14 protein-coding genes and 1 tRNA gene are annotated in these 12,053 nt (G+C 65.5%); 8 read left to right on the top strand and 7 right to left on the bottom strand.

The features are described 5' to 3' along the window. The first annotated feature begins 33 nt into the window (after nt 1-33). Both AC3A4M_RS15680 and AC3A4M_RS15675 read left to right on the top strand, forming a co-directional pair. Nucleotides 34-107, top strand: a tRNA-Met gene (locus tag AC3A4M_RS15680). Nucleotides 108-225: 118 nt separating this feature from the next. After that, nucleotides 226-660: an acyl-CoA thioesterase gene (locus AC3A4M_RS15675; RefSeq protein ID WP_498736760.1), complete on the top strand. Its 435-nt coding sequence runs from the start codon at nt 226-228 to the stop codon at nt 658-660. 66 nt (nt 661-726) lie between these two features. On the opposite strand, the gene AC3A4M_RS15670 is transcribed toward AC3A4M_RS15675, so the two are convergent. Then, complete coding sequence (locus AC3A4M_RS15670) at nt 727-1,116, bottom strand: DUF2695 domain-containing protein (RefSeq protein WP_498736758.1); 390 nt, start codon at nt 1,114-1,116, stop codon at nt 727-729. A gap of 258 nt (nt 1,117-1,374) precedes the next feature. Between AC3A4M_RS15670 and AC3A4M_RS15665 the strand changes: the two genes are divergently transcribed. Then, nucleotides 1,375-1,794: a hypothetical protein gene (locus tag AC3A4M_RS15665; protein WP_498736757.1), complete on the top strand. Its 420-nt coding sequence runs from the start codon at nt 1,375-1,377 to the stop codon at nt 1,792-1,794. Between the two features lie 15 nt (nt 1,795-1,809). On the opposite strand, the gene AC3A4M_RS15660 is transcribed toward AC3A4M_RS15665, so the two are convergent. Both AC3A4M_RS15660 and AC3A4M_RS15655 read right to left on the bottom strand, forming a co-directional pair. Then, nucleotides 1,810-2,973 carry a pyridoxal phosphate-dependent aminotransferase gene (locus tag AC3A4M_RS15660; protein WP_498737076.1) on the bottom strand — a complete coding sequence of 388 codons (1,164 nt, stop codon included), beginning with the start codon at nt 2,971-2,973 and terminating at the stop codon, nt 1,810-1,812. A 65-nt stretch (nt 2,974-3,038) separates the two neighbouring features. Beyond that, the gene (locus AC3A4M_RS15655) at nt 3,039-3,464 is read right to left on the bottom strand and encodes a universal stress protein (protein WP_498737075.1); all 426 of its coding nucleotides are present in this window, start codon (nt 3,462-3,464) and stop codon (nt 3,039-3,041) included. 156 nt (nt 3,465-3,620) lie between these two features. Between AC3A4M_RS15655 and AC3A4M_RS15650 the strand changes: the two genes are divergently transcribed. Further along, nucleotides 3,621-4,799 (top strand): L-talarate/galactarate dehydratase, encoded by a 1,179-nt coding sequence (locus tag AC3A4M_RS15650; protein WP_498736755.1) that lies wholly within the window; start codon nt 3,621-3,623, stop codon nt 4,797-4,799. Nucleotides 4,800-4,839: 40 nt separating this feature from the next. Beyond that, a complete protein-coding gene (locus AC3A4M_RS15645) occupies nt 4,840-5,562 on the top strand; it encodes a FadR/GntR family transcriptional regulator (protein ID WP_498736754.1) in 723 nt (240 codons plus the stop codon). A gap of 130 nt (nt 5,563-5,692) precedes the next feature. Here AC3A4M_RS15645 and AC3A4M_RS15640 read toward each other — a convergent pair whose 3' ends face one another. From AC3A4M_RS15640 to AC3A4M_RS15625, 4 genes are read right to left on the bottom strand one after another with little or no spacing between them, the layout of a single operon-like run. Then, nucleotides 5,693-6,094: a universal stress protein gene (locus AC3A4M_RS15640; protein WP_498736753.1), complete on the bottom strand. Its 402-nt coding sequence runs from the start codon at nt 6,092-6,094 to the stop codon at nt 5,693-5,695. Further along, nucleotides 6,091-7,632, bottom strand: coding sequence for a tripartite tricarboxylate transporter permease (locus AC3A4M_RS15635; protein ID WP_498736752.1), 1,542 nt, complete (start codon nt 7,630-7,632; stop codon nt 6,091-6,093). The genes AC3A4M_RS15640 and AC3A4M_RS15635 overlap by 4 nt, the downstream gene beginning before the upstream one ends. A gap of 9 nt (nt 7,633-7,641) precedes the next feature. After that, on the bottom strand, nt 7,642-8,211 hold the full coding sequence (locus AC3A4M_RS15630; protein ID WP_498736750.1) for a tripartite tricarboxylate transporter TctB family protein: 570 nt from the start codon (nt 8,209-8,211) through the stop codon (nt 7,642-7,644). Then, on the bottom strand, nt 8,208-9,224 hold the full coding sequence (locus AC3A4M_RS15625) for a Bug family tripartite tricarboxylate transporter substrate binding protein (protein ID WP_498736748.1): 1,017 nt from the start codon (nt 9,222-9,224) through the stop codon (nt 8,208-8,210). Before AC3A4M_RS15625 ends, AC3A4M_RS15630 begins: the two co-directional genes overlap by 4 nt. Before the next feature lie 154 nt (nt 9,225-9,378). Here AC3A4M_RS15625 and AC3A4M_RS15620 point away from each other — a divergent pair, with 154 nt between their 5' ends. The 3 genes from AC3A4M_RS15620 to AC3A4M_RS15610 form a co-directional block, all read left to right on the top strand. After that, complete coding sequence (locus AC3A4M_RS15620; RefSeq protein WP_498729659.1) at nt 9,379-10,257, top strand: LysR family transcriptional regulator; 879 nt, start codon at nt 9,379-9,381, stop codon at nt 10,255-10,257. 167 nt (nt 10,258-10,424) lie between these two features. Continuing rightward, nucleotides 10,425-11,339 carry a 5-dehydro-4-deoxyglucarate dehydratase gene (gene kdgD, locus AC3A4M_RS15615; protein ID WP_498736746.1) on the top strand — a complete coding sequence of 305 codons (915 nt, stop codon included), beginning with the start codon at nt 10,425-10,427 and terminating at the stop codon, nt 11,337-11,339. 10 nt (nt 11,340-11,349) lie between these two features. Continuing rightward, on the top strand, nt 11,350-12,053 hold a 704-nt coding region (locus tag AC3A4M_RS15610; RefSeq protein ID WP_498736744.1), incomplete at its 3' end, for an aldehyde dehydrogenase family protein.

Here is a 12,053-nt window from a genome sequence, read left to right as displayed (position 1 = left end):
TGGGCGCTAAGGGGTCTAGAGTCATAACTACGCCGCGGGGTGGAGCAGTTCGGTAGCTCGCCGGGCTCATAACCCGGAGGTCACAGGTTCAAATCCTGTCCCCGCAACGAAAAGGAAAGGCCGTCAGTCCGCATTGCGGGTTGGCGGCCTTTCTGCTTCCACCGGCCGAAAAACAACAGCGGGTTGCAGAAGTTATCCACAGCCTGCATCGGTTAGGGTCAAGTCATGAATAATGGCGACATCACCTTCCATACCCGCAAGTGGGTGCGGCCCGAAGACCTCAATGCCAACGGCACGCTCTTCGGCGGCAGCCTGCTGCGCTGGATCGACGAGGAAGCCGCCATCTACGCCATCGTCCAGCTCGGCAACGGGATGGCGGTGACCAAGTACATGTCCGAGATCAACTTTGTCAGTTCCGCCCAGCAGGGAGACCTGATCGAGATGGGGCTGACAGCCACGCATTTCGGCCGGACCTCGCTGACCATGCGGGCCGAAGTACGCAACATGTTCACCCGCCAGTCCATCCTGACCATCGAGAAAATCGTCTTCGTCAACCTCGGCCCGGACGGCTTGCCCGCGCCGCACGGCTACACCGAGATCACGTATGACCGCGATCGGGTACCGTCCCAGCACCTGGACCGCATGCCGCCTCAGCACTGACCCAGGCCCGGTTCCGGCATCAACCAACTGACGATGGCGGCACCCAGGCCACATCCCCGGAGGCACTCACCAGCGGGGAACCGGCCGCCAGAGCGGGCACGGCTTCGTTGTCCCGGAGCGCACGCTCATGCACACCGGAACAGCCTGTTCGGCCACGTCGGCCAACTCGTCGATATGGAAATACAACGGATCCACCTCATATGCGAAACAGAAAATCTCGCAGTCGCAGTAGGCGCCCATTCGCCCCAGGCGCCCTTCCAAGACGGTGGCGCGCGGAGCTGTAATCTCACGGAACCTGGCAGCCCAGCGCAGTCCCCGGCACCCGTTTTCAAGCATGCGCCAGACGTAGCAGGCCAGGCATTCTCCAGTGCTTGGCTCAGTCATCCACCGACCGACGGCGGGCCCTTCCGGCTCGATACGTCCACCACCCGCCATCGCATACCGGCCATCATCCATGGCGCTTCTTCCTTTGCATATCCCAATGCTTCGTTGAGCAGCCGGGACGAGACAGGGGCGCTGGCCCGAATGTGCGTCAAGAGCCGATATCGAGGGGCTGTGGAGGGAGTGCGTGCGATCCGCCGCACTGGCAACAGTTCGCGGGCCCAAACCGCTTTCCCGCCAACAACGTCACCAAAACGAAACCTGGCAGCACATCAAAGCTGCACCGGTTCGGGCTAGATTCAGGTGAAACGCCAACAGGGAAAGGCAGATCCGATGCGAAAGCTCATCCTGTCCGTCAGCGGAGTCCTCACGGTACTGGCATTGGCGGGGTGCAGCGGCGGCCCGGAGGGCGTTGCCGCACTCCAGCAGGACGCCACGGCAGGAGATGCCCTTCCGGCCTACGTGCAGGACGCGCGGATCAACACCGCTTCCTCACGATTGTTAGGAGAAGCAGACGAGCTCTCGTTCTATTTGGCAAAGCCAGCGGATGCGTCCGCTGCATCAGCCGTCTGCGTCATCGTGGACCGCGGCCGTGAGCAGGACTGGGGATCGGGATGCTCACAAAGCGCTCCAGTCTCCCTGATGACCGGCGGCGTCGAAGCCATGCTGGTGCCCGATGGTTTCAATGCCGAGAAGCTCGTGGACGAAGGCTGGGACCAGCTGCACGCCAACCTCCTCGTGGCCGGCTTATAACTGACCCGGTGCCCTTCAGGCCTGGCTGCGGCTCTCCTGGAAGCGGATGATCCGCTCCACGGCTTCGGCCACGGCCTCCCGACCCGCAGCAAAAGAGAGCCTGACGGACCGGCGGCCGCGAACGGCGTCGAAATCGGAGCCCGGCACCAGCGCGACACCTTCCTGCTCCAGCAGCGCCCGGCAATACTCGCCGGAGTCCGCGAAACCGGACAGCTGGTCCCCCAGCTCGGCGTAGAGATAGAACGCCCCGTCGGCCGGCGCGGCCGTTCCCCACTGCAGCCTGGCGAGGTTGTCCAGCAGGATCCGCCGGATCGCGGCGAACTCGGCCACGGCAGCCTCGGCCTGGCTGTAGGAGTCCTCGCTGAAGGCTTCGACGGCCGCCAGTTGAGCCGGCGCAGGCGGGCACAGCGCCACATTGCCGGCGAGCGCTTCCATCGCCGGAGCCAGATCCCGCGGCATCAGTGCCCAGCCAAGCCGCCAGCCGGTCATCCCCCAGTACTTCGAAAACGAGGAAATGACGACGCCGGTCCGGTCCAGTTCCCAGGCACACACACCTCGGGCGTCGGGCGCCTGGGGGTCGGCGGGATAGGTGATGCCGTGGTAGATCTCGTCGCTGACCAGCCGCACCCCGTTGGCCGCACACCACTGCGTCAGCGCCGCAAGCTCCGCACGGGAGACCATCGTCCCCGTGGGGTTCGCCGGCGAGGCAAGGATCAGTCCGGCGAGCGGACCGTGGGCGGCGGCTGCAGCATCCAGCAGGGCCGGCGTCGGCTGGAAGCGCTCGGCCGGACCGCAGTCGATCTCCACCACTTCGCAGCCCAGCGAGCTGAGGATGTTCCGGTAGGCGGGGTACCCGGGCCGGGCCAATGCAACGCGGTCGCCCGGGTTGAAGGCGGCCAGGAACGTGAGCATGAACGCCCCCGAGGAGCCGGTGGTGATGGCCACCTCGTCGGCTTCGACTTCCAACCGGTACCAGCGGCGGTAGTGCCCCGCCACGGCTTCGCGCAGTTCGCTGATCCCCAACGCGCTGGTGTACGTCAGGGGTATGCCGGACGCGTGAACCTCCGCAGCCTTTGCCGACACTCCCCGAGGGGCCCCGCCGGAGGGTTCGCCGGCGCAAAGCGAGATCACGTCCCGTCCCGTCGCCCGCATCTGGGCGACCCGGTGCAGGATCTTCATGACTTCGAAGTGCGGAACAAGGGCGCGGTCAGCCACCTTCAGCGGGTTCAATCAGGTGCCCGCTCTCAGGAGTCGGTCTTGGCGATGTACACGTCGCAGGACGCGCGCTGCGCCACGGACGTTGCCACGCTGCCGAGCACCCGTCCCAGTCCCTTCATCCCCACATTGCCCACCACGATCAGCTGCGCGTCCACCCGCTGGGCCTCCTCGATCAGGACGTCCTGCGGCTTGCCGTGCAGCGCGGCATAGCTGGCATGAAGCCCCTCAGTGGCGAGATCCTCGGCAGCCTTCTTGGCCACTTTTTCGGCCGTTGCCGAATCCGACAAGTACCACTTGTCATTCCCGATGCGCACCACCTCGGCGTTATCGGTCGCATGGGCGGTGACCACCCTCAGCTCCGCCGAGAGTCCGGCGGCAAGCTGTGCGGCAGTTCGGGCGGCCTTCATCGAAGTTTCGCTGCCATCCACGCCAACAATGATGATTCCTGCCATCGGGGTCTCCTCTTCGAGAATGTCATCGGGACCGCTCAGGGGCGGTTTGAAACCAACATACATGCGTTCCCGCAGTGCCTGCCGCAGAAAGTACTTGTAGTACAAGTCTGGCACTTGTACTATTTCAAGCATCGCCCACCCGATTAAAGGACCCCGATGACTGCCACTACCTTCTCCAATCCTCTCGCCGCCATCTCGGGCGGTGAAGCCACCACTGACCGCATCCGGCATGTGAAGCTCTCGACGCTGACACTCCCGCTGCAAACGCCAATCAGCGATGCCAAAGTTCTGACCGGCCGGCAGAAGCCGATGACCGAGATCGTGTTTCTCTTCGCCGAGATCACCACGCAGGACGGCCACCACGGAATTGGCTTCAGCTACTCCAAGCGCGCCGGCGGCCCCGCTCAGTACGCCCATGCCAAGGAAGTCGCGGACAATCTAATCGGCGAGGACCCCAATGACATCGGCCGGGTCTACCAGAAGCTGCTCTGGGCCGGCGCCTCGGTGGGCCGCAGCGGCGTCGCCACCCAGGCCATCGCCGCGCTGGACATCGCGCTCTACGACCTTAAGGCCAAGCGGGCGAACCTCCCGCTGGCCAAACTGCTCGGCGCCTACCGCGATTCCGTGCAGACCTACAACACCTCCGGCGGCTTCCTGCAAGCCCCCATCGAGGAGGTCAAGGAGCGCGCCAGCGCCTCACTGGCCGCGGGCATCGGCGGCATCAAGATCAAGGTGGGCCAGCCGGATACCAAACTTGACCTGGCCCGCGTCACCGCCGTGCGCGAGCACCTCGGCGACGACGTGCCGCTGATGGTCGATGCCAACCAGCAGTGGGACCGGCCCACGGCCATGCGCTTCGGCCGGGTGCTGGAGCAGTTCAATCTGGTCTGGATCGAGGAACCCCTGGATGCTTACGACGCCGAAGGCCACGCCCAGCTGGCCAACGCCCTGGACACCTCGATCGCCACCGGCGAGATGCTCTCCAGCGTCACCGAGCACATCAGCCTGATCAACAACCGCAGCGTGGACATCATCCAGCCGGACGCCCCGCGGATCGGCGGGATCACGCCCTTCCTCCGCCTGGCAGCCCTGGCGGACCAGGCCGGGCTCCAGCTGGCACCGCATTTCGCCATGGAGATCCACCTGCACCTGGCCGCGGCCTACCCGCGCGAGCCCTGGGTGGAGCACTTCGAGTGGCTCAACCCGCTGTTCAACGAGCGGCTGGAAACCCGCCACGGACGCATGATCGTTCCCAACCGGCCGGGCCTGGGCTTCACGCTCAGCGAGCAGGCCCATGCCTGGACCACGGACACGGTAGAGTTCGGCACGAACTAGCCCGCCCAGAACCACCCCGCCGAGAACCACAAGGACATCTATGGCCGAGCCCGCCGCCGTCGACCGCGGTTCCTCCCGCAGCCTCACCCACTCCGTGGTGGAGCAGATCAGGAGCAGCATTGTCGACGGCGGCATCGGCCCGGGCGACAAGCTGCCGTCCGAAAGCGCGCTCATGGAGCAGTTCGCCGTCAGCCGCACCGTCATCCGCGAGGCGATCTCGCGGCTGCAGGCGGCCGGGCTGGTGGAAACCTACCGCGGCAAGGGCACCTATGTGCTGACCCGGCCCAGCGAGGAGTCCTTCACCGCCGGGCCGGAGCAGATCCGCACCCCCGAGGACCGACTGCAGCTGCTCGACTTCCGGCTCGGCCTGGAGGTGGAGGCCGCGGCTCTGGCCGCGCTGCGCCGTACCCCCACCCAGCTGGCCAAGATCGACGGCGCGCTGGCGGACTTCCGCGCCGCCCGGAACAAGCCCAGCGAGGCGGTGGAGGCGGACTTCCGGTTCCACCGGGCCATTGCCGTGGCCACCAACAACCGGTTCTATGTGGATCTGCTCGCCTCCCTCGGCCCCGCGATGATCGCCATGCCCCAGACCCGGCTGCTCGCGAACAACGACGACGGCGAGGAGACGCACTTCTCCCGCGTCGCCTTCGAACACGAGACCGTCTTCGACGCCATCGGCCGGCAGGACGCACAATCCGCCGCCGCCGCCATGCGCGCCCATCTGGCCAACTCCCGCGCCCGGCTCGCCCGCCGCCCTGTCTAGCTCGCTAGGCCTGACCGCACAAAACTCCAATAAGCCGGGCCGTTCAGCGCGCCCTGCAATTCTCCCAAGCACAACGGCGGCTGCCGGCCTTTCGAACGAAAAGGCCGGCAGCCGCCGTCGTACGTGGTATTTAGAGGCCGTCCGGGGCCTTGACCGCGAGTACCGGGCGGTCCGTCTGGAGCAGGATCCGCTGGGCCTGGCTGCCCATGATGAACTTGCCCACCTGCGAGCGTCGGCGGAGGCCGATGACGATCAGGGACGCGTTGACAGCCTCTGCCACGTCCATGAACTCGTCCGTCAGGTCATCGGTGTGGCCGGGCTGGCGGACGGTGGCGGTAATGCCCGCGTCCGCGGCCCGCTGCACCAGCTCGGCAACCTGTTCGGGCGAGGCCAGTGCGGCATCCACCGGGGCTCCCTTGCGCGGAGAATTGAGGATCACCATGTCCAGCCCGCGCAGCTTGGCTTCTTCAATGCCAGCCGTCAGCGCGGCTTCGCCTTCGGGGGTGGGCAGGTAGCCGACCAGAATACTCATACTGATTCCTTTTCATTCTTCCGCGACGGATCGTCGGTGTTTGCGGCCTTTTTGGCGCGGGCTTTCTTGAACAGAGTCTGGATTAGCGGCAGGAAAATCACCATCAGGAAGACCAGCAGCAGCACGCCGGAAATAGGACGCGTGACAAAGCCGGCCGCGTCGCCGCCGAAGACCAGCAGCGAACGGCGCAGGTTCTCTTCCAGCAGGGCGCCGAGCACAAAGGCCAGCACCAGCGGCCCGGGTTCGAAGCCGAACTTCTTCATCAGGTAGCCGATCACGCCGAAGAAGATGACCAGCCAGATGTCGAAGACGCTGTTGCGGATGGTGTAGACGCCGATCAGCGTGATTAGCACTGTGATCGGGGCCAGGATGGCGGCCCGCACGCGCAAGATCTTGACGAAGACGCCCACCAGCGGGATGGACATGATCAGCAGCAGGATGTTCCCGATGTACATCGAGTTCACCACGCCCCAGAAGAGTTCCGGGTCGTTTTCCACCAGCTGCGGACCGGGCGTGACACCTTGGATCAGCAGCGCGCCGAAGATGATCGCCATGGTGGCGTTGGCGGGGATGCCCAGGGTCAGCAACGGGATGAACGACGACGTTGCCGCCGCGTTGTTGGCCGATTCCGGTGCGGCCACACCTTCAACCGCGCCGCGGCCGAAGCGCTCGGGGTTCTTGGCGCGCTTCTTCTCCATGGCGTAGGCCGCCAGCGAGGAAAGCGTGGCACCGCCGCCGGGAAGGATGCCCAGGAAGAACCCGAGGATGGAGCCGCGGCCAATGGCGCCGGAGGACTGCTTGAGGTCCTGCCGAGAGGGCCAGACGTTGGCCACCTTCGCCGGAGCCTGCACTTTATTGTGGCGCTGCTCCAGGTTGTAGAGGATTTCGCCGAGCCCGAAGATGCCCATGGCGATCGGCACGAAGTCCAGGCCGTCGGCCAGCGAGAGGCTGCCGAAGGTGAAACGGGATTCGCCGGTGAAGCCGTCGCGGCCCACCGTGGCCAGCAGCAGTCCGAGGCCCGCGGCAATGACGGACTTGAGCTTGCCGCCGTTGCTGACCGTAGCCACCAGAAGGATGCCCAGCAAGGCCAGGGCGGTGTATTCCGGCGGGCCGAAGTCCAGCGCGAAGCCCGCAACGATGGGGGCCAGCAGGGTCAGGCCGATGATGGAGACGGTGCCGCCGATGAAGGATCCAATGGCCGCGATGCCCAGCGCCGTTCCGGCCTTGCCTTGTCTAGCCAGCGCGTAGCCGTCGAACACCGTGACAACGGCGGAGGCCTCGCCCGGCAGCCGCAGCAGCACGGAGGTGATGGTGCCGCCGTACTGCGCACCGTAGAAGATGCCGGCCAGCATGATGATCGCGGTGACCGGCTCCACGCCGTAGGTCAGGGGCAGCAGGATCGCGATGGTGGCGGCGGGGCCGAGGCCAGGCAGCACACCGATCAGCATGCCGATCATGACGCCGAGCAGGCAGTACAACAGGTTCATCGGTTCCAGCACGACGCCGAAACCGTTGATCACCGGTTCAAAAAATTCCATGAGTCTTCCCTAGAACAAATGCGGGACGGGCACGCTGAGGGCCACGACGAAGATCAGGTAGAAGGCGGCTACAACGGCGAAGCTGAGCACCGTGGACATCCGCCAGGTTTCCTTGCCCAGGAACCTCAGCCAGACGAAGGTCAGCAACAGCGACGGGATCTCAAAACCGATGGTTCCCACCAGAAGCACGAATCCGATCAGCGTGCCGACACCGGCGAGCACGGCCCAACTGGAGGAGGAGAATTTCTCCGCATCCAGCGTCTTCCGGCCAAAGACTGCGAGCGCAACGGCCAGGACAACCAGCACTACGCTGATGATGAACGGCCACATACCCGGTTCGGGCGCCTCTGGCGTCCCCAGCCCCATGGCCAGGGAGAGGAAAATGCCGGCCACTCCAATAACGACGACGACGGCTGCTGCCGCAATGTTCGCCAGCGGGCCTGCCGCAGGGGGCTTGTCCTCGTCCCATTCGGCCGCGATCTGCTCCGGCGTCAGGTCGTCAAGCACGGAGCCCGCCTCGGCGGCAGCACGCACGTCGCTGCCGCCGAGGTTGGAACCATCACCGGTGGGTGATGTCACTTCGTGCCTCCGAGATCAACGCCGTATTCCTCGGTGAGGGCCTTGTACTTCTCGGCGTATCCCTTCCAGTCTTCGGCCAGCTGCTCGCCATCGATCTCCGTCGGCGTGAACAGGTTCTGCTCGTTGAATTCCTTGTAGGCCTCGGATTCGAATGCCGCGGTGAAGGCTTCCTTCAGCTCGGCCAGAACCGGCTCCGGGGTGCCCTTCGGTGCGGCCACGGCGCGGTACTGGGACACCGGAACGTCGTAACCGGCCTCGATGGCGGTGGGTGTGTCCGGCAGGTACTGGTTGCGCTCTTCGGAGAACGTCACAATCGGGGTCAGTTTGCCCGCCTCGATCTGGGGCATGGCCTCGCCCAGCTGGATGGTCGCCAGGTCCACCTGGTTGCCCAGCAATGCGGTCATGGCCGGGGAGCCGCCGTCGAACGGAACATCGGTTCCCTCAACCTCGGCCTGCTTGAACAGCAATGCTTGGGCCAGTTGGCTGCCGGTGCCGACGCCGGTGGTGGCGAAGTTGAAGTTCTTGTCGGCGCTGGTGATATCTTCCATGGTCTTCAGGCCGGACTCGGCGTTGGCCACCAGAACGTAGTCGTCCTGGGAAATGCCGGTGATGACCTCGACGTCATCCAGCGAGACCGCTTCCTCTTCGCTGACAGCCAGCGGCGTGATCGTGATCAGGGAGGCATTGAGCAGAATCAGGTTCTGACCATCCGGTTCCATACCGGCAACTTCCTTGGTAGCCAGGGCGCCATTGGCGCCGGGCTTGTTGACCACGGGAATGGCAACGCCCAGCGGGTCGGCGGCATTCTCGGCCAGCGCGCGGCCGATGAGGTCGGTGCTTCCGCCCGGGTCCTGGCCGATAGTCAAGGTAACGGGGCCGGATGGGAACTCGCTGCCGTCTCCCGTTGCCCCGGAATCGGCGACATTGCCGCCGCAGGCGGTCAGGCCCAAGGCAAGCGCCAGGCCCGCACTCGCGGACACGGCCGCGCGGCGGGTGAGCTTGGATGCGAACATTTAAGTCTCCTCTTAGATGGTGCAGGGTGTCGCTGCGGGCCCCGTGAACGGTTGTGAGGCCCATCACCACTGCAAAGTGCTTCTGGAAGCCTAGGGACAGTTCATGATACTTGTCCAAGCCCAATAAGGCATGAAGTGATACCCTCTGTGCATCATGTACTCACTCGACCAGCTTCGCGGCTTTGTGGCCGTTGCCGAAGAACTCCACTTCGGCCGCGCCGCGGAACGCCTCAATATGACCCAGCCTCCCCTGAGCCGGCAGATCCAAAAGCTTGAGCGGGCCATCCAGGTACAGCTCTTCGAGAGGGACAACCGCCGGGTGACGCTCACGTCGGCCGGCGAGGCCTTCCTCGTCGAGGCACACAAACTGCTCGCCCTGGCGGACAGCGCCCCGGATCTTGCCCGCCGGATCTCGGCCGGCGCGGCAGGCACCATCCGCATCGGCTTCACCGCGGCCTCCACCTACGGACTGCTGGGCGCCCTGCTGAACGAGATCGGGACGCACCTGCCGGAGATCGACGTCGAGCTTACGGAGATGGTGACGCGCGAACAGATTCCGGCCCTGGTCAAGGGTGAGATCGACATCGGCCTGGCCCGGCCGCCCTTTGATGAGGAGCTGTTCGATTCGCGGCTGCTGTACCGGGAGCCGATGGTGGCCGCCCTGCCGGCGGGACACCCGCTGGGGCGGCTCGGGCGAGCTATCACCGGGGAGGACCTGCGCAATGAAGACCTGATCATGCACTCCCCCACCCAGGCGCGCTACTTCTACGACCTGGTGGTCAGGACCCTGCCGGTGACCAACACGAACTTTGTCCATACCGTGAGCCAGATCCTGACCATGGTGCTGCTGGTGGCGGCCGGCCGCGGGATCGCGCTGGTCCCGCAGTCGGCCAGTGTGCTGGGCATCGATGGCGTGGAGTACGCACGTGTCGAGGGCTTCGGCGAAGACCCCGTGGAGCTATATGCCATTTGGCAGCGCGATGCCCGGAATCCGGCGCTGCACCGGGTGATGGACCTGATCGAGCAGGCGTGATTCATCCGCTGCGCCGCGGGCTCCGCCCTCGTAATGCAGGGAAGGTATCAAACCATACAAAAACACTCTTGGACATGCATCGAAAGTGTTCCTAGGCTGGCAGCAATGCAACCCCCCTTTCGGCGCTAAGGCAAGGACCTGGCGCCGCCGACCTAAGGACACAACACGTGGCACAGCTGAACCCGGCCGAATTGGCAACCCAGATCAAATCCGGTCTGCTCTCTTTTCCGGTAACGCACTTCGATGCGGACCTGCAGTTCGATGAGGCCCGGTACCGCGAGCACCTCGCCTGGCAGGCCGGCTACGACGTGGCGGGTCTCTTCGCCGGCGGCGGCACGGGTGAAGGCTTCTCCCTCACCATGGCGGAAATGGACCGCCTGGTCCGGGTTGCGGTGGATGAAATCGGCGGCAAGGTCCCCGTCCTGGCCTCCGCCACCGGACCGACCTTCCAAGCCATCGAGCAGGCGAAGTCTGCCGAGGCCGCCGGTGCGGACGGGCTGCTGCTGCTGCCGCCGTACCTGACCGAGGCGGACCAGGAAGGCCTGATCGAGCACGTCAGCGCCGTCTGCCGCGCCACCAACCTGGGCGTCATCGTCTACAGCCGGGCGAACGCCGTCCTGACGGACACCTCGGTGGCCATCCTGGCCGAACGCAACCCGAACCTGATCGGTTTCAAGGACGGCATCGGCAACATCGAGCAGATGACCCGGATCTACGCCAAGGTGGGCGAGCGCCTCGCCTACATCGGCGGACTGCCGACGGCGGAGACCTTCGCGCTACCGCTGCTGCAGCTCGGCGTGAGCACCTACTCCTCGGCGATGTTCAACTTCGTGCCCGAATTCGCGCTCGGTTTCTACCAGGATGTCCGCGCCGAAAACCGCACGGCCGTCTACCAGAAGCTCAACGACTTCGTCATTCCGTACCTCGACATCCGCGACCGGGTGAAGGGGTACGGCGTGTCCATCGTCAAGGCCGGCCTGACCGCCGTGGGCCGCGACGGCGGCAAGGTCCGCCCGCCGCTGCAGGACCTTACCGAGTCCGACCTGCACGAACTGACCACCCTGATCAACAAAATCAGCTAGGAGATTGCCCGTGCCCATTACAGGAAATTCCATCATCGCCGGCACCCCGGTCAACGGGACCGACGGCGAGGTCAATGCCATCAATCCCGCCACCGGCGAAAAGCTTGAGCCTGCCTTCGGCATGGTCAGCGTGGCACAGCTCGAAGACGCCACCAAAGCAGCCGAAGCAGCCTTCGACACCTACCGCGCCACCTCCCCCGAGGTACGTGCAGCGTTCCTTGAGCGCATCGCCGACAACATCGAAGCCATCGGCGCCGAGCTGACCGAACGCGGCACGGTCGAAACCGGCCTGCCCGCCGGCCGGCTGGAAGGCGAACGCGGCCGTACCATCGGCCAACTGCGGATGTTCGCCGCCGTCGTCCGTCAGGGCGACCACCTGCAGGTCCGCATCGATCCGGCGCAGCCGGACCGCAAACCGGCGGCCCGCCTGGACATCCGCCAGCGCCACATTCCGCTGGGCCCGGTGGCCGTGTTCGGTGCCAGCAACTTCCCGCTGGCGTTCTCCACCGCCGGCGGGGACACCGCTTCCGCTCTGGCCGCCGGCTGCCCGGTGATCGTCAAGGCGCACAACGCCCACCCGGGCACCGCCGAACTGGTGGGCCAGGCCGTGGCGAAGGCCGTCAAGGACAGCGACCTACCCGACGGCGTCTTCTCGCTGCTCTTCGGTGCCGGCCGCTCGGTCGGCCAGGCGCTCGTGGCGGATCCGCGCATCAA

Source organism: Arthrobacter sp. Soil_C_60 (assembly GCF_057656375.1).
This window is presented reverse-complemented; position numbering and strand designations above follow the sequence as displayed.

Excerpts from the sequence above, each read along its gene's own strand:
- AC3A4M_RS15640 (WP_498736753.1), bottom strand. The coding sequence starts at position 6,094 with ATGAGTATTCTGGTCGGCTACCTGCCCACCCCCGAAGGCGAAGCCGCG.
- AC3A4M_RS15665 (WP_498736757.1), top strand. The coding sequence starts at position 1,375 with ATGCGAAAGCTCATCCTGTCCGTCAGCGGAGTCCTCACGGTACTGGCA.
- AC3A4M_RS15650 (WP_498736755.1), top strand. The coding sequence starts at position 3,621 with ATGACTGCCACTACCTTCTCCAATCCTCTCGCCGCCATCTCGGGCGGT.
- AC3A4M_RS15620 (WP_498729659.1), top strand. The coding sequence starts at position 9,379 with ATGTACTCACTCGACCAGCTTCGCGGCTTTGTGGCCGTTGCCGAAGAA.
- AC3A4M_RS15645 (WP_498736754.1), top strand. The coding sequence starts at position 4,840 with ATGGCCGAGCCCGCCGCCGTCGACCGCGGTTCCTCCCGCAGCCTCACC.
- AC3A4M_RS15625 (WP_498736748.1), bottom strand. The coding sequence starts at position 9,224 with ATGTTCGCATCCAAGCTCACCCGCCGCGCGGCCGTGTCCGCGAGTGCG.
- AC3A4M_RS15675 (WP_498736760.1), top strand. The coding sequence starts at position 226 with ATGAATAATGGCGACATCACCTTCCATACCCGCAAGTGGGTGCGGCCC.
- AC3A4M_RS15660 (WP_498737076.1), bottom strand. The coding sequence starts at position 2,973 with ATGAAGATCCTGCACCGGGTCGCCCAGATGCGGGCGACGGGACGGGAC.
- AC3A4M_RS15635 (WP_498736752.1), bottom strand. The coding sequence starts at position 7,632 with ATGGAATTTTTTGAACCGGTGATCAACGGTTTCGGCGTCGTGCTGGAA.
- AC3A4M_RS15655 (WP_498737075.1), bottom strand. The coding sequence starts at position 3,464 with ATGGCAGGAATCATCATTGTTGGCGTGGATGGCAGCGAAACTTCGATG.
- AC3A4M_RS15670 (WP_498736758.1), bottom strand. The coding sequence starts at position 1,116 with ATGGATGATGGCCGGTATGCGATGGCGGGTGGTGGACGTATCGAGCCG.